This is a genomic window from Pectobacterium brasiliense, assembly GCF_016950255.1.
Classification (GTDB): domain Bacteria; phylum Pseudomonadota; class Gammaproteobacteria; order Enterobacterales; family Enterobacteriaceae; genus Pectobacterium; species Pectobacterium brasiliense.
The window spans coordinates 2,100,255-2,113,986 of record NZ_JACGFN010000001.1 but is presented as its reverse complement, the minus strand read 5'-3'; the positions used below and the strand labels follow the sequence as shown (position 1 = coordinate 2,113,986).

The 13,732-nt window shown below is 52.7% G+C and carries 11 protein-coding genes; 1 reads left to right on the top strand and 10 read right to left on the bottom strand.

Annotation, left to right across the window (positions count from 1 at the left end; all coding sequences use genetic code 11):
• Positions 1–32: 32 nt before the first annotated feature.
• The 7 genes from H4F65_RS09440 to H4F65_RS09410 form a co-directional block, all read right to left on the bottom strand.
• Entirely contained in the window at positions 33–1,394 is a 1,362-nt protein-coding gene (locus tag H4F65_RS09440; protein WP_010282706.1) for an esterase-like activity of phytase family protein, read from the bottom strand.
• 33 nt (positions 1,395–1,427) lie between these two features.
• Positions 1,428–2,768: a phospholipase D-like domain-containing protein gene (locus tag H4F65_RS09435; RefSeq protein WP_010282711.1), complete on the bottom strand. Its 1,341-nt coding sequence runs from the start codon at positions 2,766–2,768 to the stop codon at positions 1,428–1,430.
• Positions 2,761–3,444: a MotA/TolQ/ExbB proton channel family protein gene (locus tag H4F65_RS09430; protein WP_010282714.1), complete on the bottom strand. Its 684-nt coding sequence runs from the start codon at positions 3,442–3,444 to the stop codon at positions 2,761–2,763. Before H4F65_RS09430 ends, H4F65_RS09435 begins: the two co-directional genes overlap by 8 nt.
• Before the next feature lie 85 nt (positions 3,445–3,529).
• On the bottom strand, positions 3,530–5,770 hold the full coding sequence (locus H4F65_RS09425) for a TonB-dependent receptor family protein (RefSeq protein WP_010282716.1): 2,241 nt from the start codon (positions 5,768–5,770) through the stop codon (positions 3,530–3,532).
• 90 nt (positions 5,771–5,860) lie between these two features.
• Positions 5,861–6,601 (bottom strand): energy transducer TonB family protein, encoded by a 741-nt coding sequence (locus H4F65_RS09420; RefSeq protein ID WP_010282718.1) that lies wholly within the window; start codon positions 6,599–6,601, stop codon positions 5,861–5,863.
• A 1-nt stretch (position 6,602) separates the two neighbouring features.
• Positions 6,603–7,007 carry an ExbD/TolR family protein gene (locus tag H4F65_RS09415; protein ID WP_010282721.1) on the bottom strand — a complete coding sequence of 135 codons (405 nt, stop codon included), beginning with the start codon at positions 7,005–7,007 and terminating at the stop codon, positions 6,603–6,605.
• A 289-nt stretch (positions 7,008–7,296) separates the two neighbouring features.
• A complete protein-coding gene (locus H4F65_RS09410) occupies positions 7,297–8,490 on the bottom strand; it encodes a multidrug efflux MFS transporter (RefSeq protein WP_010282723.1) in 1,194 nt (397 codons plus the stop codon).
• Between the two features lie 392 nt (positions 8,491–8,882).
• On the opposite strand from H4F65_RS09410, the gene azuC reads away from it, so the two are divergent.
• Positions 8,883–8,969, top strand: coding sequence for a stress response protein AzuC (gene azuC / locus H4F65_RS22145; RefSeq protein WP_085996941.1), 87 nt, complete (start codon positions 8,883–8,885; stop codon positions 8,967–8,969).
• A 123-nt stretch (positions 8,970–9,092) separates the two neighbouring features.
• Here azuC and H4F65_RS09400 read toward each other — a convergent pair whose 3' ends face one another.
• The 3 genes from H4F65_RS09400 to H4F65_RS09390 all read right to left on the bottom strand — a co-directional run bounded on the left by H4F65_RS09400 (position 9,093) and on the right by H4F65_RS09390 (position 13,163).
• Positions 9,093–10,958 (bottom strand): Svx/AvrXca family virulence/avirulence protein, encoded by a 1,866-nt coding sequence (locus H4F65_RS09400; RefSeq protein ID WP_039319384.1) that lies wholly within the window; start codon positions 10,956–10,958, stop codon positions 9,093–9,095.
• A gap of 184 nt (positions 10,959–11,142) precedes the next feature.
• On the bottom strand, positions 11,143–12,459 hold the full coding sequence (locus H4F65_RS09395; RefSeq protein WP_010282732.1) for a purine-cytosine permease family protein: 1,317 nt from the start codon (positions 12,457–12,459) through the stop codon (positions 11,143–11,145).
• A gap of 14 nt (positions 12,460–12,473) precedes the next feature.
• The gene (locus H4F65_RS09390) at positions 12,474–13,163 is read right to left on the bottom strand and encodes a helix-turn-helix transcriptional regulator (protein WP_010282735.1); all 690 of its coding nucleotides are present in this window, start codon (positions 13,161–13,163) and stop codon (positions 12,474–12,476) included.
• Between the last annotated feature and the right edge of the window lie 569 nt (positions 13,164–13,732).

Below are 13,732 nucleotides of genomic sequence, written 5' to 3'. Positions count from 1 at the left end.
CCCGTCTCCGGTGGAAGCCATTTCACAGAAGACTACCTGAGCGGCTGCGGCAGAGTAATCACCCACAGTTCGTTATCGGCTTCTGGCTTCTCTAACGGTTTGATGGCTAACGTCGTCTCGACCGCTTTGCCATCTCGCGTCAGTTTACCATCGGCAGTAACCTGATAGTCGTCCGCCTTATCTTTCGCTTTCACCGGGGATTGCAGCACGGATTGCAGGCCAAAATCGTTGTCGTTAATGACAGCCAGCGTTTGCTTATCGACCAGCGCCAGACCTTCCACTTTCTCCTGCTGCCAGCCGAGCTTACGTAGATCCACCAGCTCCTGCTTACTCGCCAGCGTAATGCCGCGTTTTTCCAACTGGGCGAGATCGTCAAACTCCGGCGATTTGCCATCGGCATCGAACGGCGTCAGGTCACTTGCCTTGCTGAGATCGACCAGATAGATGCGGTTCTGCATTTGCTTGTCTTTATCCGCGCCTTGCTCGACCAGTAAAATACGCTGATTATCCAGCGCGACGATATCGCCGATCTTGGCATCCTTCGCTTTCTTATAGCTGTCGATGTTGATGGGGTAGCCCACCATGCGGCTGGTTTTGGTTTCCGGGTTAAACATCACCAGACGTGTAAACTGCGCTTTGTTTTTGCTTTTGCCGTCGATATCCAGCGTGCTTTGCACGGCCATGACGATCGTGCCGTCCGGCAGGCGGGTCAGCCCTTCAAAACCCCGATTCGGCTGACGCCACTTGATGATATTCGGTAAACCGCTGGCGACCGAATGCTCGCTGCCCGCAGGCGTTGGCCCGAATTTTTGCAGGATTTTCCCGCTGGCATCAACGTGAATCAGGAACGGACCGTATTCGTCACACAGCCAGAAGCCGCCTTTGCCGTCCGGCGTAATCCCTTCGGTGTCCAGACCGCGCTGGCTGGTGCTGAGCGGTTGCAGTGCATCGTTCAGCGCCACTTCGTTGGTGGTGCCGATAATGTCCGCGGGCAGTGGCAGGCCGGTGATATTGCCCTCGGCATCGTGCAGTGGACGGGCGTTGATCGCCTCGGCGGCTTTCGCGCTGACCCGAATATCCATCATCAGCGGTGCGTAGTCAGGACTGGCGAAGATCTTGGCTTCTTTCTCGCCGACCAGCGGCGCATCGGCATTTGGGCCGCGATCGGTGACGGTGGTGAACATCAGATCGTCGCCCTGTTTGCCGGTGAAATAGAGACCGGAACCAATACCGACAGGCAGGCCGTTGGGGAAGTTCTGGGCGAATTTGCCCTGATACGCAACGCGTTCGCTGGCTGGGAAGGTGACGACATAGCGCGTCACTTTTTCTCCTGCGGCCTGAACGCTGAACGGCAAAAATCCGGCAACCAGCAGTGCTAACAACGTATGTTTCATGCTATTCCCCATCAAATGTCATTCTGGTGGTGGCTACGGTGCGTTGACCGTACCGACTATCGTGGACGAAGGGCTGTTTTCCTTCTCTTTCTCTTTCTCTTTCATGCCACCCGGATCGGGCCGCGGGTAATCATAATCAATGCGCAGAGGATGCGCGTACTCGCTGTTCCACAGTTGTGTATAAAGCATGTCTACCCGCTGTGCCATCGCTGGGTTCTGAATCACCATCTCCAGATTGCGCGAGTTATCCAGATAGCCGCCGCTCCAGTTGCTGGTGCCGATCCAGGCTTTCTTGCCGTCGATGGTCATGATCTTACTGTGAATCACGCGAGCAAAAGGAATGAAGCCGCCGCTGGCTTGCGGTATAGACACCGTTTTTATCTGGATGTTGGGTAGCAATGCCAGGCTTTTCAGATAGGCGATATTCGGCATTTTGGTGCTCCATTCGGACACCATCAGCTCGATCTGGACGCCGCGTGCGGCGGCGGTGCGAATCGCGTTATCGATCACCGCGTAGTACGGGCGCGTTTTATCCGGGCCGTAGGAGAGCGGGACGTAATCCATCACCTGAATGCGAACCAACTGCTGGGCTTCGGCCAACAGGCGGGGAAGTTCTTCTTCGGAATCTATCACGCCAGCGGGATTAAACGCTTTGGGGCTGGCAACCAGATAGTTGCCGGAGCGGTCAGCGGGTTGCGTTGTGGCGGGCAGCGGCGCAACGGTTTCGCCTTGGGTCAGTCGCGCCTGTGCCTGCCAGTCTTGTTCAAAAATAGCGCTAATCTGAGTCACCACACGGGGATCGTCGATCAATAATCCCGTTTCGTGAATGTGCTCCAGCGCTCGCCAGTCAAGATTCTGGCTACCCATGTAAGCCTGTTTGCCATCAACCAGCAGGTATTTGGCATGCACAATACCGCCGCTCAGGCGTTCAAAAGGAATCACGCGCAGTTCCAGATTCGGAATCGTTTTGAGCTGCTCCAGCGTGTCCTGCGTGGAAATTTTTAGCCCTTTTTCTTCAAGCAGCAGGCGGATTCGTACGCCGCGTTCTCCGGCGGCACGCAGATGCTGTAAGACGTTATCAAAGCGCGTTCCCGCCTGATTCGCGACATAGAATTGACCCAACTCAATGGTGTGTTGGGCATGATCAAACAGCGATATCCACACCGCATCGCTGGGGCGTAGATCGGGGACGGTCAGCGTGGTTTCCACCGGGGCGTCGTACACTAATTCATAGCCGGGAATGCGATAGCCGCTCGCGCTGGCGTCCGCATAGGCTGACGTACTCACAATAAACAATACGCCTCCTGTCAGCAGTGTGTTGATGTAATGCTTCCAGCGTCGCCCCGAACTCGTGAAGCCACCACGATTAAGCATAGCGCTTCTCCGCCATTGCTTTGTCTGTCACGGCACTGTCTGTCATGGAATTGTGCGCTACAGCTGGGCCCGCTTTCTGCTGGCGAGTATGCGGCATTCCGGCGCGAATCAGCAGGACTTTCAGCATTTCATTGATGTGTTCCATTCGGCTTTGTAGGAAATTATTGCCCAGCAGGCAAACCAGCGCGATGGCGATCCCCAGTCCGGTCGCGTACAACGCGGTTCCCATTCCGGCAGAAACCTGGCTTGGGTCGGAGATGCCAGCGGCAGACAGCGCTTTGAAGGTTTCGATAATCCCCATGATGGTACCCAGCAGCCCCAGTAACGGTGCTGCGGTGACGACCGTTTCCAGAATCCATAGTCCACGCGACAGCTGCGGCTTACTTTGCAGATATTGTGCGTCGATCAGGTCGTTAAGCGCATCGCGGTTTTCTGCCTGATGTGACTGCGCCAGCACGGGCGTGACGACGGCGATGGGCAGACTAGGGCGCTGGGTCAGCGCGCCCGGCAGATCGTGAACGTGGCGAATATCCGCTGTCAGGGCGCGTTCCAGCCGTTTGGCCTGCCGACGCGTATAGGAAAAGTAGAGACTGCGTTCGATGATGATCATCAGGGCGATCACCAGTGAGGCGTACATGACGTAGAAAATAATCTCGTGCAGCATATCGGCGTTCATGACCTGATCCTTCTATTGCCTTGTTGGGCGTTGTTTGTGATGAGCGCCAGCGCCGGAAACTGCGCTGGCGTATGACGTTATTGGATTAGAACGTGGCTTCCAGTGAGGCGCTGAAGGTGCGTTCTTCCCCGACGTTGTAAAACGGTGTGCCTGCCGATACGCCGTTATACGATCTTGAGTTGAAGCTCACTGAACGTGCAGAGTCGAGATACTCTTTGTCGAACAGGTTGTTGACGCAAAAGCGTAAGGTGGCGCTTTTCACGATCTTCTTATCCACTGGCAGATAGACACCGGCGCTGAGATCGAAAACGGTACGTCCACCGATCTTCTCGTCATTGGTCATGTCGCCGTAGAACGATCCGACATAGCGGCTATTTACACCGGCATAGTAGAGGCCATCGTCATAGCCCAGTCCGAGGTTGAGCATGTTTTTCGGCGCGTTGGCGACCTGCTTGCCCGTGGTGGGAAGCTGGCTACCGCTGGTGGCGAGATTGTTTTTCTGCTCGGTGTCTGTATAGGTGTAAGCCGCAAAGTAGTTGAAGTTATGAGGCAGTTTGCCGCTCCATTCCAACTCCAGACCTTTGTTTTCTACTTTCCCGGCGTTGATCATTTCGTAGTCGCCATCGGCGTTACGGCTGGAGATTTGACGATCGGTAAAGCGGATAAAGAACAGCGAGGCGCTCAGCAGCATGTCCTCATTCTGGAAGCGCCAGCCGAGTTCCTGATTCCAGCTCAGCTCAGGTTTGGTATTGATGGAATCGCCAACGTTGTACAAGACGTAGTTGGGCGGGGTACGCATATTGCGCGTGATGTTATAGAACACCTGATTTTCGGTATTGATGCGGTAGGCTGCATTAAAGCTGGGCAGGAATTCGTGGTACTTTTTGTTCTTTTTCTCTGCGACGTTATACAAGCTGCCGAGGTTAGTCCCGTCACGCTCTACGTGCTGATAGGCCAGACCGCCGGTGAATGTCCATTCCGGAGAGAAGAACCAGGTGTCCTGAACCCAGATTTTGTGGGCAGGTGTGACGGTAAACTGGTTACGGCCTTGAACCACTTTCCCGTTCGCGTCGGTGATCTGATCCGCGTCGCCGGGTTTGCCGGAGATGTTAGCCGGCGTGCCGTCGCTCTTAATCGGAATAAACGGCTGCGTTTGACGCTGGCGGGCACGCTCGAACCAATAGCCGATATCCAGGCTATGCTCGTCGCTAAGATCCCATTTCAGCTTGGTGGTGATACCCGGTCGCCAGGTTTCCGTCCATGACGGACGGTAGTAGGTGTTGGAGGTCAGATTGCTGAGATCGTAGTTACCCGCGCGGTCTGACGTCGCAGATAACACGCTGGCATTTCCGCTGCCGAAGCTGCCGCCGTTCGTCGAGAAATAGTAGGGCTGTAACGTCAGCGCCAGATTATCGCGCAGCTGCAATTTCTGCGTGAACGTGACATTCAGCGTTTCAAAGTTATTGCGGTTGAGTTTGTAGTATTGGGAAATCTGTCCACGGCTGTTGTAAACCGGCGTCGTGGCGTAATCCATCTTACGCCCGTTTTGCTCGAACTGCCGTTTGCTCAACGTTGAGTAGTTGATGGTATCTTGCTGATTGTATTTCACAATCAGGCTGCTGCTGTGGCCATTTTCATGTTCATACAGGCCGTTCCATTCGACTTTATCGGCACGGGAATAGCCTGCTCCGCGCCATTTGTCGGAGTCGGTATACGAGTAGGAGAGCCAACTGCTGAAGCCGTTGTGTTGACCGGTTTCCAGACGTGCGAAGGTCTTGCTGAGGTTGTTGCTGCCGAACGTTTGCTTAACGAAGCCGCCAAATTCTTTCGCCGGACGGTGGGAAACCAGCCCGATATTGCCGCCGCTAGCACCGATGTGCGGGCCATCCATTTCTGATGAACCTTGGGTAACGAAGATCTGTTCCAGGTTTTCCGGATCGCCCATGCCGTTCGGGTACACGGCGTAGTCGCCGGAGTCATTGACGGGAATGCCGTCGGATGACAGGCCGACCTGATCCGCACTCATGCCGCGCATGGTATAGCTGACGCCACTTAAGCCGCTGGCGTCGTTGCTGCTGACGTTCAGGCCTGCGGTGTATTTCAGTTTATCAATGGCGTTGCCTGCTGCGGGCATCTTATCCAGCGCGTCTTTTGTCACGGTCGAGCGCGATTTAGCGCTGTCTTCTTGAACCATTAAGCCTGCGCCGAGCGGTTGTCCCTGTACGTTGATCGTGCCGACATTTGTTGCTTCTTCCGCCAGCGAGGATCCTGCCAGTAATACGCCGACGACGGACAAACATACCCCAGAAAGTTTGAACGGTTTCATTTCACAATTCCATTATTATCAGTGGTTTATTAATCAACATGTTGTTGACGTTATTTTTGATGATTCACTCTCTTGCTCAGGTGCGGAACACTACTGCGCCTGATAATCGAACGTGGCTAAAAAGCGTTTTGTGTTTTGTCCTGCAAAGGCGTCGGCGGGAAAGGCTCGAACCTGTTTGATGCTCTGTAGGCTGGCTTGTGCCGCCCGATTCAGCAGCATGCTGCGTGCTTTGCTGCTGATGCCGGAATCGATGACGCGTCCTGTGCGATCGACCTCCAGCCAGACTTCAACGCGACCTTCGGGACGTTCGAGTGACGCCTGACGTCCGGTTGGATAGCGCTTGGTTTGTTCAAGCTGCGCACGCAGCGCCTGCGCATAGCTATTTTCCAGCGCGGCGACATTTACCGACGGCGCGGAAGGGGCAGCCGGTGCCGGGCGCTTGGCCGGAGCTTCCGGGCGTGGTGTCGTCGGCTTGGCTGGCGTGGGTGTTGGCTTAGGTTTAGTTTCCGCCTTGGGTTTAACCTCTGGTTTAGGCTTCGGCTTCACTTCCGGTTTCGGAGGCGTAACCGGCGGGGCTTCTATGATCGGATCGGGGTCATTAACCGGCGTCGGCTCAGGCTCGGGTTCAGGTTGTGGCACCGGTTCTGGCTCAGGGATCGGTTCTGGCTGGGGAATCGGTTCCGGTTCAGCCAGCGTGAGCGCCATGGCCGTTTCGTCGTAATGCTGCTGAACTTTCAGCGGTGGCTGTTGGCTGGCGAAGAACAGGCAGGTGGCAAAGACCGGCAGCGGCAACCAACTGATGGCGTGGCGTGAGCGATAGAGCTGATACATGTCACAATTTCCGGGTAGCGATAGAAATGGACAAGAACCCACCCTGACGCAGGGTATCCATCACGGCGACCAGACGCTCAACCTCGACGCTTTTATCGCTGTTGATAATGATGGTGGTTTGCTGATCTTGCTGCTGCTGTTGCAGCGTCGTAACGAGATCGTTCAGGGCCATCGGCTGTCCGTCCAGCTCAAGATGATCCTGTGCGCCAAGCGTGATGATCGCTTTTTTCTGCGGCTTAAGTTGCTGTGCGCTGCCTGCGGCGGGGAGCTGCGTTTTCAGGCCTAGCGCAGGAATAACGTTCATGCTGATCAGCACAAAAAAGACCAGCAGGAACATCATCACATCGATCATGGGAACCAAATCGATGTGGGCTTTTTGCTTCTTGGGTTCGTTCCAGTTTCTCATTACTCACTTCCCTACAGGCGCGAATGTCTGAATGTCTGAACAGGGCAATTCGCGTGGCGCCGAAACAAAGCAGCCAATATAGGTAGGGTTTGTTTAATTTTTTTTACATTTATGTGATTAATTTTTCATGTGGATACGTTTAAGTGGTAATTCTTTGTCAAAAAATAAGTTTTTTTGATGTTTTTACATCATTTATAACAAGGGAGGAATTCCCTGGGAAAGGGAGAGGTACATAGGGCAGGGGCTAAGCGAGAGAAATGAATGGCCAGCACAGTCGCTGGCCGGATCGTTATCTCTTTCCGCGCGGTTTCCTGAAAGCGAAAAAGAGTTGTAGCGTATTGCACAGCACCAGAACGGCGGTGATGACGAAAACCCAGCGGAAGCCCATCAGGGCGGACACACCGGAACCCACCAGCGGCCCCAGTACGTTGCCTAAATACATGAATGACTGGTTATAGCCGAAGATGCGGCCTGTCACCTGCTGGCTGCTGTATTTGACCAACAGCGCCTGCACGGTTGGCATTAGTGCGCCGTCGGCAAAGCCCAGCAGAAAGCGCAGGATGCCGAGCTGTGTAGGGCTTTGTACCATCGCCATGACCAGGAATAGCAGTACGCTGATCGCCAGTGCGGCTACCAGGACGCGATGTGCGCCGATCCGGTCGCCTAAACGGCCAAGTCGCGGGGCGGATAGCAGGGCGGACACGCCGGGAATCACGGCAATCACGCCGCTGATAAAGGCAATATTATCGGTGCCGGGAGCCAGATCGCGGATGAACAGGGTCAGGATAGGGCTGATGGAGCCGTTCGCCATCTGGATCATCATTGTCGTAATGAACAGGCAGATGATGAGCGCCGGATACGGCAGCGACGCGAAGACGGCTTTTCCGCTGAGCCGATTCTCTTTGGTGACCTTAACCACGCTCTCTTTAATCGCAAAAAGCGTAATCAGGAAGCTGGTAAACAGCATGCCACCGGTGATGAAAAAGACGATGCGTAGTCCGATATAGTCGGCCATAAAGCCGCCGAATAAGGGGCCGAGAATGACGCCTGCGATCTGTCCGGTCGATAGCATGCCCAGCGCCCAGCCGCTTTTTTCACGCGGAACCTGTGAGGCAATCAGCGCCATCGCATTGGGAATGTACCCAGAGGTTAGCCCCATGAGCGTGCGCAGGATGAACAGGTGCCATACGTTGGTTGCCAACCCTTGCAACGACATCACGATCGCCATGCCGAGTGCGGCGCGCAGCAGCATGAGCTTTCGCCCTTTACGGTCGGCGAGGCTTCCCCACAGTGGCGCAACGGCGGCTGAGACGAGGAAAGACGAACTGAAGATCAAACCGGACCACAGGCTTAGCGACTCGTGCGAGTGAACGCCAAGCTGCTCAATGTACAGCGGCAAGAAGGGTAATATCTGGCTCATGGCCAGCCCGGTGAAAAAACATCCCAGCCAGGCAGAGAAGAGGTTAAGTTTCCAGGTTTCCATGGGGGTCGGAACGGGCCTTCATCAGCGAATAACCAATGGCGAAACCGTGGTGACTGTGCGCGAAAAAGTGTGCTAACCGACAGTGAATGGCGCTCAATTGATAACGGACAGTGACTAAAATTTCGTCTTTCATCATGAGCATAGCATAGCCAGCGGCGTATTGGTCACTGATGGTAATGATTCGCAACAAAAGAAAATCAGCGTGGGTATCGGGTGGATTGGGGGAGGGGGGCAGGTGAATTTTTTGTGTGACTTACGTCACAAAAAATGTGCTTTTGCTCAACAAGGGTGTACAATTCATCACCATAAAGCGGGGCACTGCCATTAAGACAAGTCATCGCTAAAAAGTCATTCCATCGCGTCATTAAAATAACGAATTAAGTCAAACCAAGGTGAAAAAAGTGCGTAATTTCTTTAAAAAAATGCTGGCGGCTTACCTGAATACCTATAAAGACGTGCCGCCAGGCGCACTGTTCTAAGAATCTGTGCTATGCATCGCATGAAACAGGCCGCCAATATGGCGGCCTGTTTTTTTATGGGGCCGACTTATTTTGAGAATCAACGTAACGTGGTTCTGAGCCGGTCCCTTTTCTGTGGTGATATTACTTCGTGCTGTAGACCGGAACGGCCGTCACTTCTGGCACGGCTTCGGTCAGGTAAGCACCCGCAGCGCTGCTTCTGACTTCATTTTCATCAATAAAGCCATAGAACACGCCCTGCGACGCGGAAGCACCGCGAATTTCCGCATCTCCACGCATCTGCGCATTGCCTGACAGCACAATGCCACGCTCAAACGCACCCGGCCCCATGAAGACCGTATGCAGCCGCGCGTTATCGCGTACCACGGTATTGCCCTGTAGCACCGTCAGGCCGCCGACAACGGCGCGTCCTTCCACCGTTCCGCTCAGAATCGTTGCACGATCTTCAATTCTGGCGTTATCCCTCACTGTCCCGCCGATGACGCGAGCATAAGGCCCGACGTACGCGGTAGGGGCAACATTGGCTGCGTTGGATACCCAGCCGCCGCCGTTGGCGTGACGAGAACCGTTAGCGGTTGGGTTCGGTGCACCAGGCTGGCTGCCTTCCGGCCAGACGCCGGTGAAATCAGCCATCCACGGATAGCGGTACAGGGAATAATAAGCCTGATCCCACTTGATCTTCTGCATTTGCGACGGTGTGCCCATGACCACCATGTAAATGCCGCGATCGTCCTGGCGGATCGTGAAGTTTTTCACCGTGGCAGACGCGCCGCGCTGCAATTCACTGTAGCGAGAAACGCCGTCCGAACCGACAGCGACAATCCCCCAACGCCAGTCGGAATTAGGCTGCGGCATGGTTGCCGGATCGTTTTTCAGCCCAGGGAAGCGGGTAATGGCTGATTTACTCTGCACCATGCCACGGAATTTGACGGTGATTTTCGTCGCGCCACTTTCCGGGATCAGCCGGACGATGTTGTAGCCTAACTGCTGCGGTGCCTGATCGAACGGTACGGAGAAGCGACGGAGGCTGGCGCTGGCGCCAACAACTGGCTCAAGCGCCGTGGTTCTCAGCAGACGGTCGGCGTTATTCTGGTTGGGTTGCACCGCACCATAGCCGCCGTAGGTTGAACGATAGAAACGACCACGATCGAAACCGTCTGGATCGACGTAATCCCAGTTGACGTTGTGCATTGCCCAGTCGCCGAAGACGTCGTTGAATTCAGACTGGCTCCAGCCCATGTTGGTGCGCAGAATGGACAGCGGATCGGCAGTAGACTGGCCACTTTCGCCCCATTTCGGCGCTTTTGCCCACATATCGTTGATGGCACCATAGCCAAAGCGATTCTTCAGGTATTCCATGAACTGCCAGTTGCAGTAACGGTTACGCGTTGAACCCAGATAAATATGCGAATAGTTGACCTGCATTTCCGAACAGTGTGCCGACGTACCGCGGAATTCATCCATCTGGTGGGTCATCCAGTTCGCGTGGGATTCCCAAATCCAGCCAACGTAGTTATCGCCTGAACTCTGGAAGCCGCCGGTTTGCCCTTGCAGCGCATGGGTAAATTCGTGCGCCAGCCCCCAGTTATCCTTGAGTGACGCTGGACCGATCCACATCCCCATGCTGCCACCGCCCGCAATACCTCCGCTAAGCCCAAAGGTCGGGTCGATGTGAATATTGGCTTTATATTTCACGCTCTGTTTGCAATAAGGCTCGGGGAACTCAATTTGTTTAATAAACTTATCCCAAATTTGTTCCAGCTTTTGCCCAGCGGCAACCGCATCATTACGGTTAACGTCGTTATTATTCCAGCGGAAGGCAAAGTGCTCAGTCTGGTATTTCACGGAAGGCATATCGGTGATGGAATTATCCACCTGCCAGTTGCCCGCGACACAAGCCTCAGCGGCGTTTGCCGTATTGACCATCAATGCGCCACTTAAAACGAGTAGACAGTTTAGCGGCGTGAGAAGTGTTTTTATTTTTGGCATAAATCCTTTTCCTAGCATGACTGTTGCTAATCAGCCTTATTATTTCACGAGAGAGAATTCCTCGTTGATATATAAGACCCCATCCCAAGGCCATCATGGCCTATTTTGCTTAAGTAAAAAACATATCGGCCTCTGTAAGAAGAGGCCGACTGGATTATAGATTAATTTTATCTTGTTACCTATTTCATTTTAAGTTTTGGTTATGCTCGAGTTTCCTAAAATAAACATGTTTATTGGTGTAATACTTTATTAACCAATAAAGCAGGCTGGCGGCCAATAGCGAATTAAATGCTGGCACGCCCCACTCAAAGGCTAATCCGACGATAGCACCGGCAATGCTGGAAATAATAGCGGGCCAGCCAATCAGCGGCGTTTGCGCACTGTCGGGTAATAGGCCTTCGGCACGACTGGTTTCGAGCAATACTTTGTGGGTGCGCAAAATATAATAATCAACCAGCATTACCCCGATAACCGGTGGGAACAGTACGCCTAATAGCGTCAGGAAATCGATAAAGCGATCCAGAATACCGGCAACGGAAAGCAGTGTGCCGATGAGTCCAATTACCAGCGTGATCGAGACATAGCGTAGTTTCTTCCCCGTGACGCCCTCTATCGCATTGGCAATTCCCAAAGAGGAGGAATAAAGGTTGATATCGTTCACACGCAGTGTCGAAAATATCACGGCAATCAGCCCGATGCCGCCAACTGCCTGAGACATAATCGTCACAACGTCTGCGGTATTGAGCGCGCGGGCAATAATGATGGCGAGGCCGTTTACGATAAACTCCCCGACGATAATCGACAGCATCGTCATCCAGAAAACGTGTTTCCCTTTTTGGGAATAGCGCGTCATATCGGGAGTAATTAAGCTGGCGACGATACAGCCGCCCACAACCATTGTTGCGCCAGCGCTAATAGAAATGGCTTCACCATTAGGTGCAGAAGCGATCAGTTCAGCAATATTGTGGCCGGAGAGCGTCATGATGGAAATATAGCCGACGACGATAACAAACATCGGTACGGCAATTTTGGCGGTGAAGCGTAATGCTCTGAAACCGAAGGCAACCAGCAGCGTTAGCGCCATGCCGGACAGCGCAGCAGACCAGCCAAAGCCGAGCTTATCCGCCATCGCAAAGTTAAGCGCTTTGGCGAATACGGCATTCTGGACGCCAAACCAGCCGATGAGGCTGATGGCGATCACCAGCCCAATCAGGACGGAGCCAATACGGCCAAAGCCGCACCAGCGTGCGAGCAGGCTGCCCGACATCCCTTCTTTCATTCCCGCATAGCCCAGCCCCACGGTCACTACGCCAAAAATGGCACTGCCAATAAAGATGGCGAGAAACGCCTGGCCTATCGTCATGGAATGGCCGAGTACCGCGCCTAACATAAATTGGTCTAGCGCGGTTAGCATGCCGATGTGCACTAATGCCACATTGAAAAAAGGCAGCCGGACACTCAGCGGAACGCGACTGACCGGGTAGTCATCTATTTTTTTCATAGGGATATATGTGCTTATATAAACTGAATGCCTTTCGTGATGAGTGAACGGGGAATATAACCGTCTACACCAAGGTTTCGACAAAATGCTTCAAACTGAGGTAGAGAGTGCGTGTCGGTTTTTTGGTACATGTTATAGACTCTGTTTTCTATTGTTTTCGGCGAGACATTCATTTTTCGGGCAATTTCCTTATTTGAAAAACGCTGCAATAGCAGAAATATAATGTCGAGTTCTGCCTGTGTAAAAACATCGGTAGCGATTTCCGTTTGTAATACGGTGGGTTTTTGCTGATTGATATAGACCAAGGGAGAACGCGAATCTAACTGTCTGGCACTCCACATGGTTCCAATACAGACCTTGTTTCTATCAAAAATAGGAATCTTTTCGCTAACACAAGGTGTGAGTGTTTTTTTGCCATACCAGTAATGTGTTTCGATCACCGTCACCCGTTTCTCACTATTTTCTGTCAGCCTGTCGTGTTCTTTTAAATCATCGGAGAGTTCTGCCCAGCTGGCAGGGAATTCATCATCAAAGCGCCCCTCGATATCAAATTTTTCCGGTGTGCTTGTATAAAAATAGGCTGCCTTGTTCATGTAAATATGCCGTGATGATAAATCCTTAATACCCCATGGCTCGCTTAAGGACTCGATCATTGTAATCAAATTATGAATGTAGTCAGTCATGTGTTCCGCTGATGGTGACATTCCACCCTCCTTGAGGATGTATTAAATAAATATTAATATTTGTCTTTGGTTAATAGTGTCTTGATCATTATTATCTTGCTAATTTATTAAATTTCGATCGATTGCCTATCATGATTGTTTTTGTCAGGCAAGGGTGTTTTTTGCCTTTTATGGTTTTCTATTCTTGTGCTATAATTTTACGCCACGACGTTTTACGCTAATTATATGTCGATAGCGTCACAAAATTAAGCAAATATTCGCCGCACCAGGGAAATAATACCGAATCCTGTAAAGGATGGTATTTGGTCTTACATCAAAAAATAAAAAATACATTATTTACACGTTACTCACTGACTCTTAAGCATTTTTATATCGTTAATTCCTCTGTCTCCACATCAAGGTGCAGAATCTCGCCCGGTTTATGCCAGCGAAATGCATTACGCTTTCGCTGGCATCCTTCTCCCGTTCATCCCCTTTGCCTACGTATGTTGCAACCTATGCAAAAAGGCGACATTGTTACGGCCTATCATGGCATGGCTCCAGTCTCTCATGACGTTGCTCTGACGGACTGCTCGATAGCGCGCCATGTT

What these genes read in the sequence shown, in the direction of transcription:
- H4F65_RS09435 (WP_010282711.1), bottom strand. Translation starts at nt 2,768, where the DNA reads ATGCTTAATCGTGGTGGCTTCACGAGTTCGGGGCGACGCTGGAAGCAT.
- H4F65_RS09440 (WP_010282706.1), bottom strand. Translation starts at nt 1,394, where the DNA reads ATGAAACATACGTTGTTAGCACTGCTGGTTGCCGGATTTTTGCCGTTC.
- H4F65_RS09410 (WP_010282723.1), bottom strand. Translation starts at nt 8,490, where the DNA reads ATGGAAACCTGGAAACTTAACCTCTTCTCTGCCTGGCTGGGATGTTTT.
- H4F65_RS09420 (WP_010282718.1), bottom strand. Translation starts at nt 6,601, where the DNA reads ATGTATCAGCTCTATCGCTCACGCCACGCCATCAGTTGGTTGCCGCTG.
- H4F65_RS09415 (WP_010282721.1), bottom strand. Translation starts at nt 7,007, where the DNA reads ATGAGAAACTGGAACGAACCCAAGAAGCAAAAAGCCCACATCGATTTG.
- H4F65_RS09430 (WP_010282714.1), bottom strand. Translation starts at nt 3,444, where the DNA reads ATGAACGCCGATATGCTGCACGAGATTATTTTCTACGTCATGTACGCC.
- H4F65_RS09400 (WP_039319384.1), bottom strand. Translation starts at nt 10,958, where the DNA reads ATGCCAAAAATAAAAACACTTCTCACGCCGCTAAACTGTCTACTCGTT.
- H4F65_RS09395 (WP_010282732.1), bottom strand. Translation starts at nt 12,459, where the DNA reads ATGAAAAAAATAGATGACTACCCGGTCAGTCGCGTTCCGCTGAGTGTC.
- H4F65_RS09425 (WP_010282716.1), bottom strand. Translation starts at nt 5,770, where the DNA reads ATGAAACCGTTCAAACTTTCTGGGGTATGTTTGTCCGTCGTCGGCGTA.
- H4F65_RS09390 (WP_010282735.1), bottom strand. Translation starts at nt 13,163, where the DNA reads ATGTCACCATCAGCGGAACACATGACTGACTACATTCATAATTTGATT.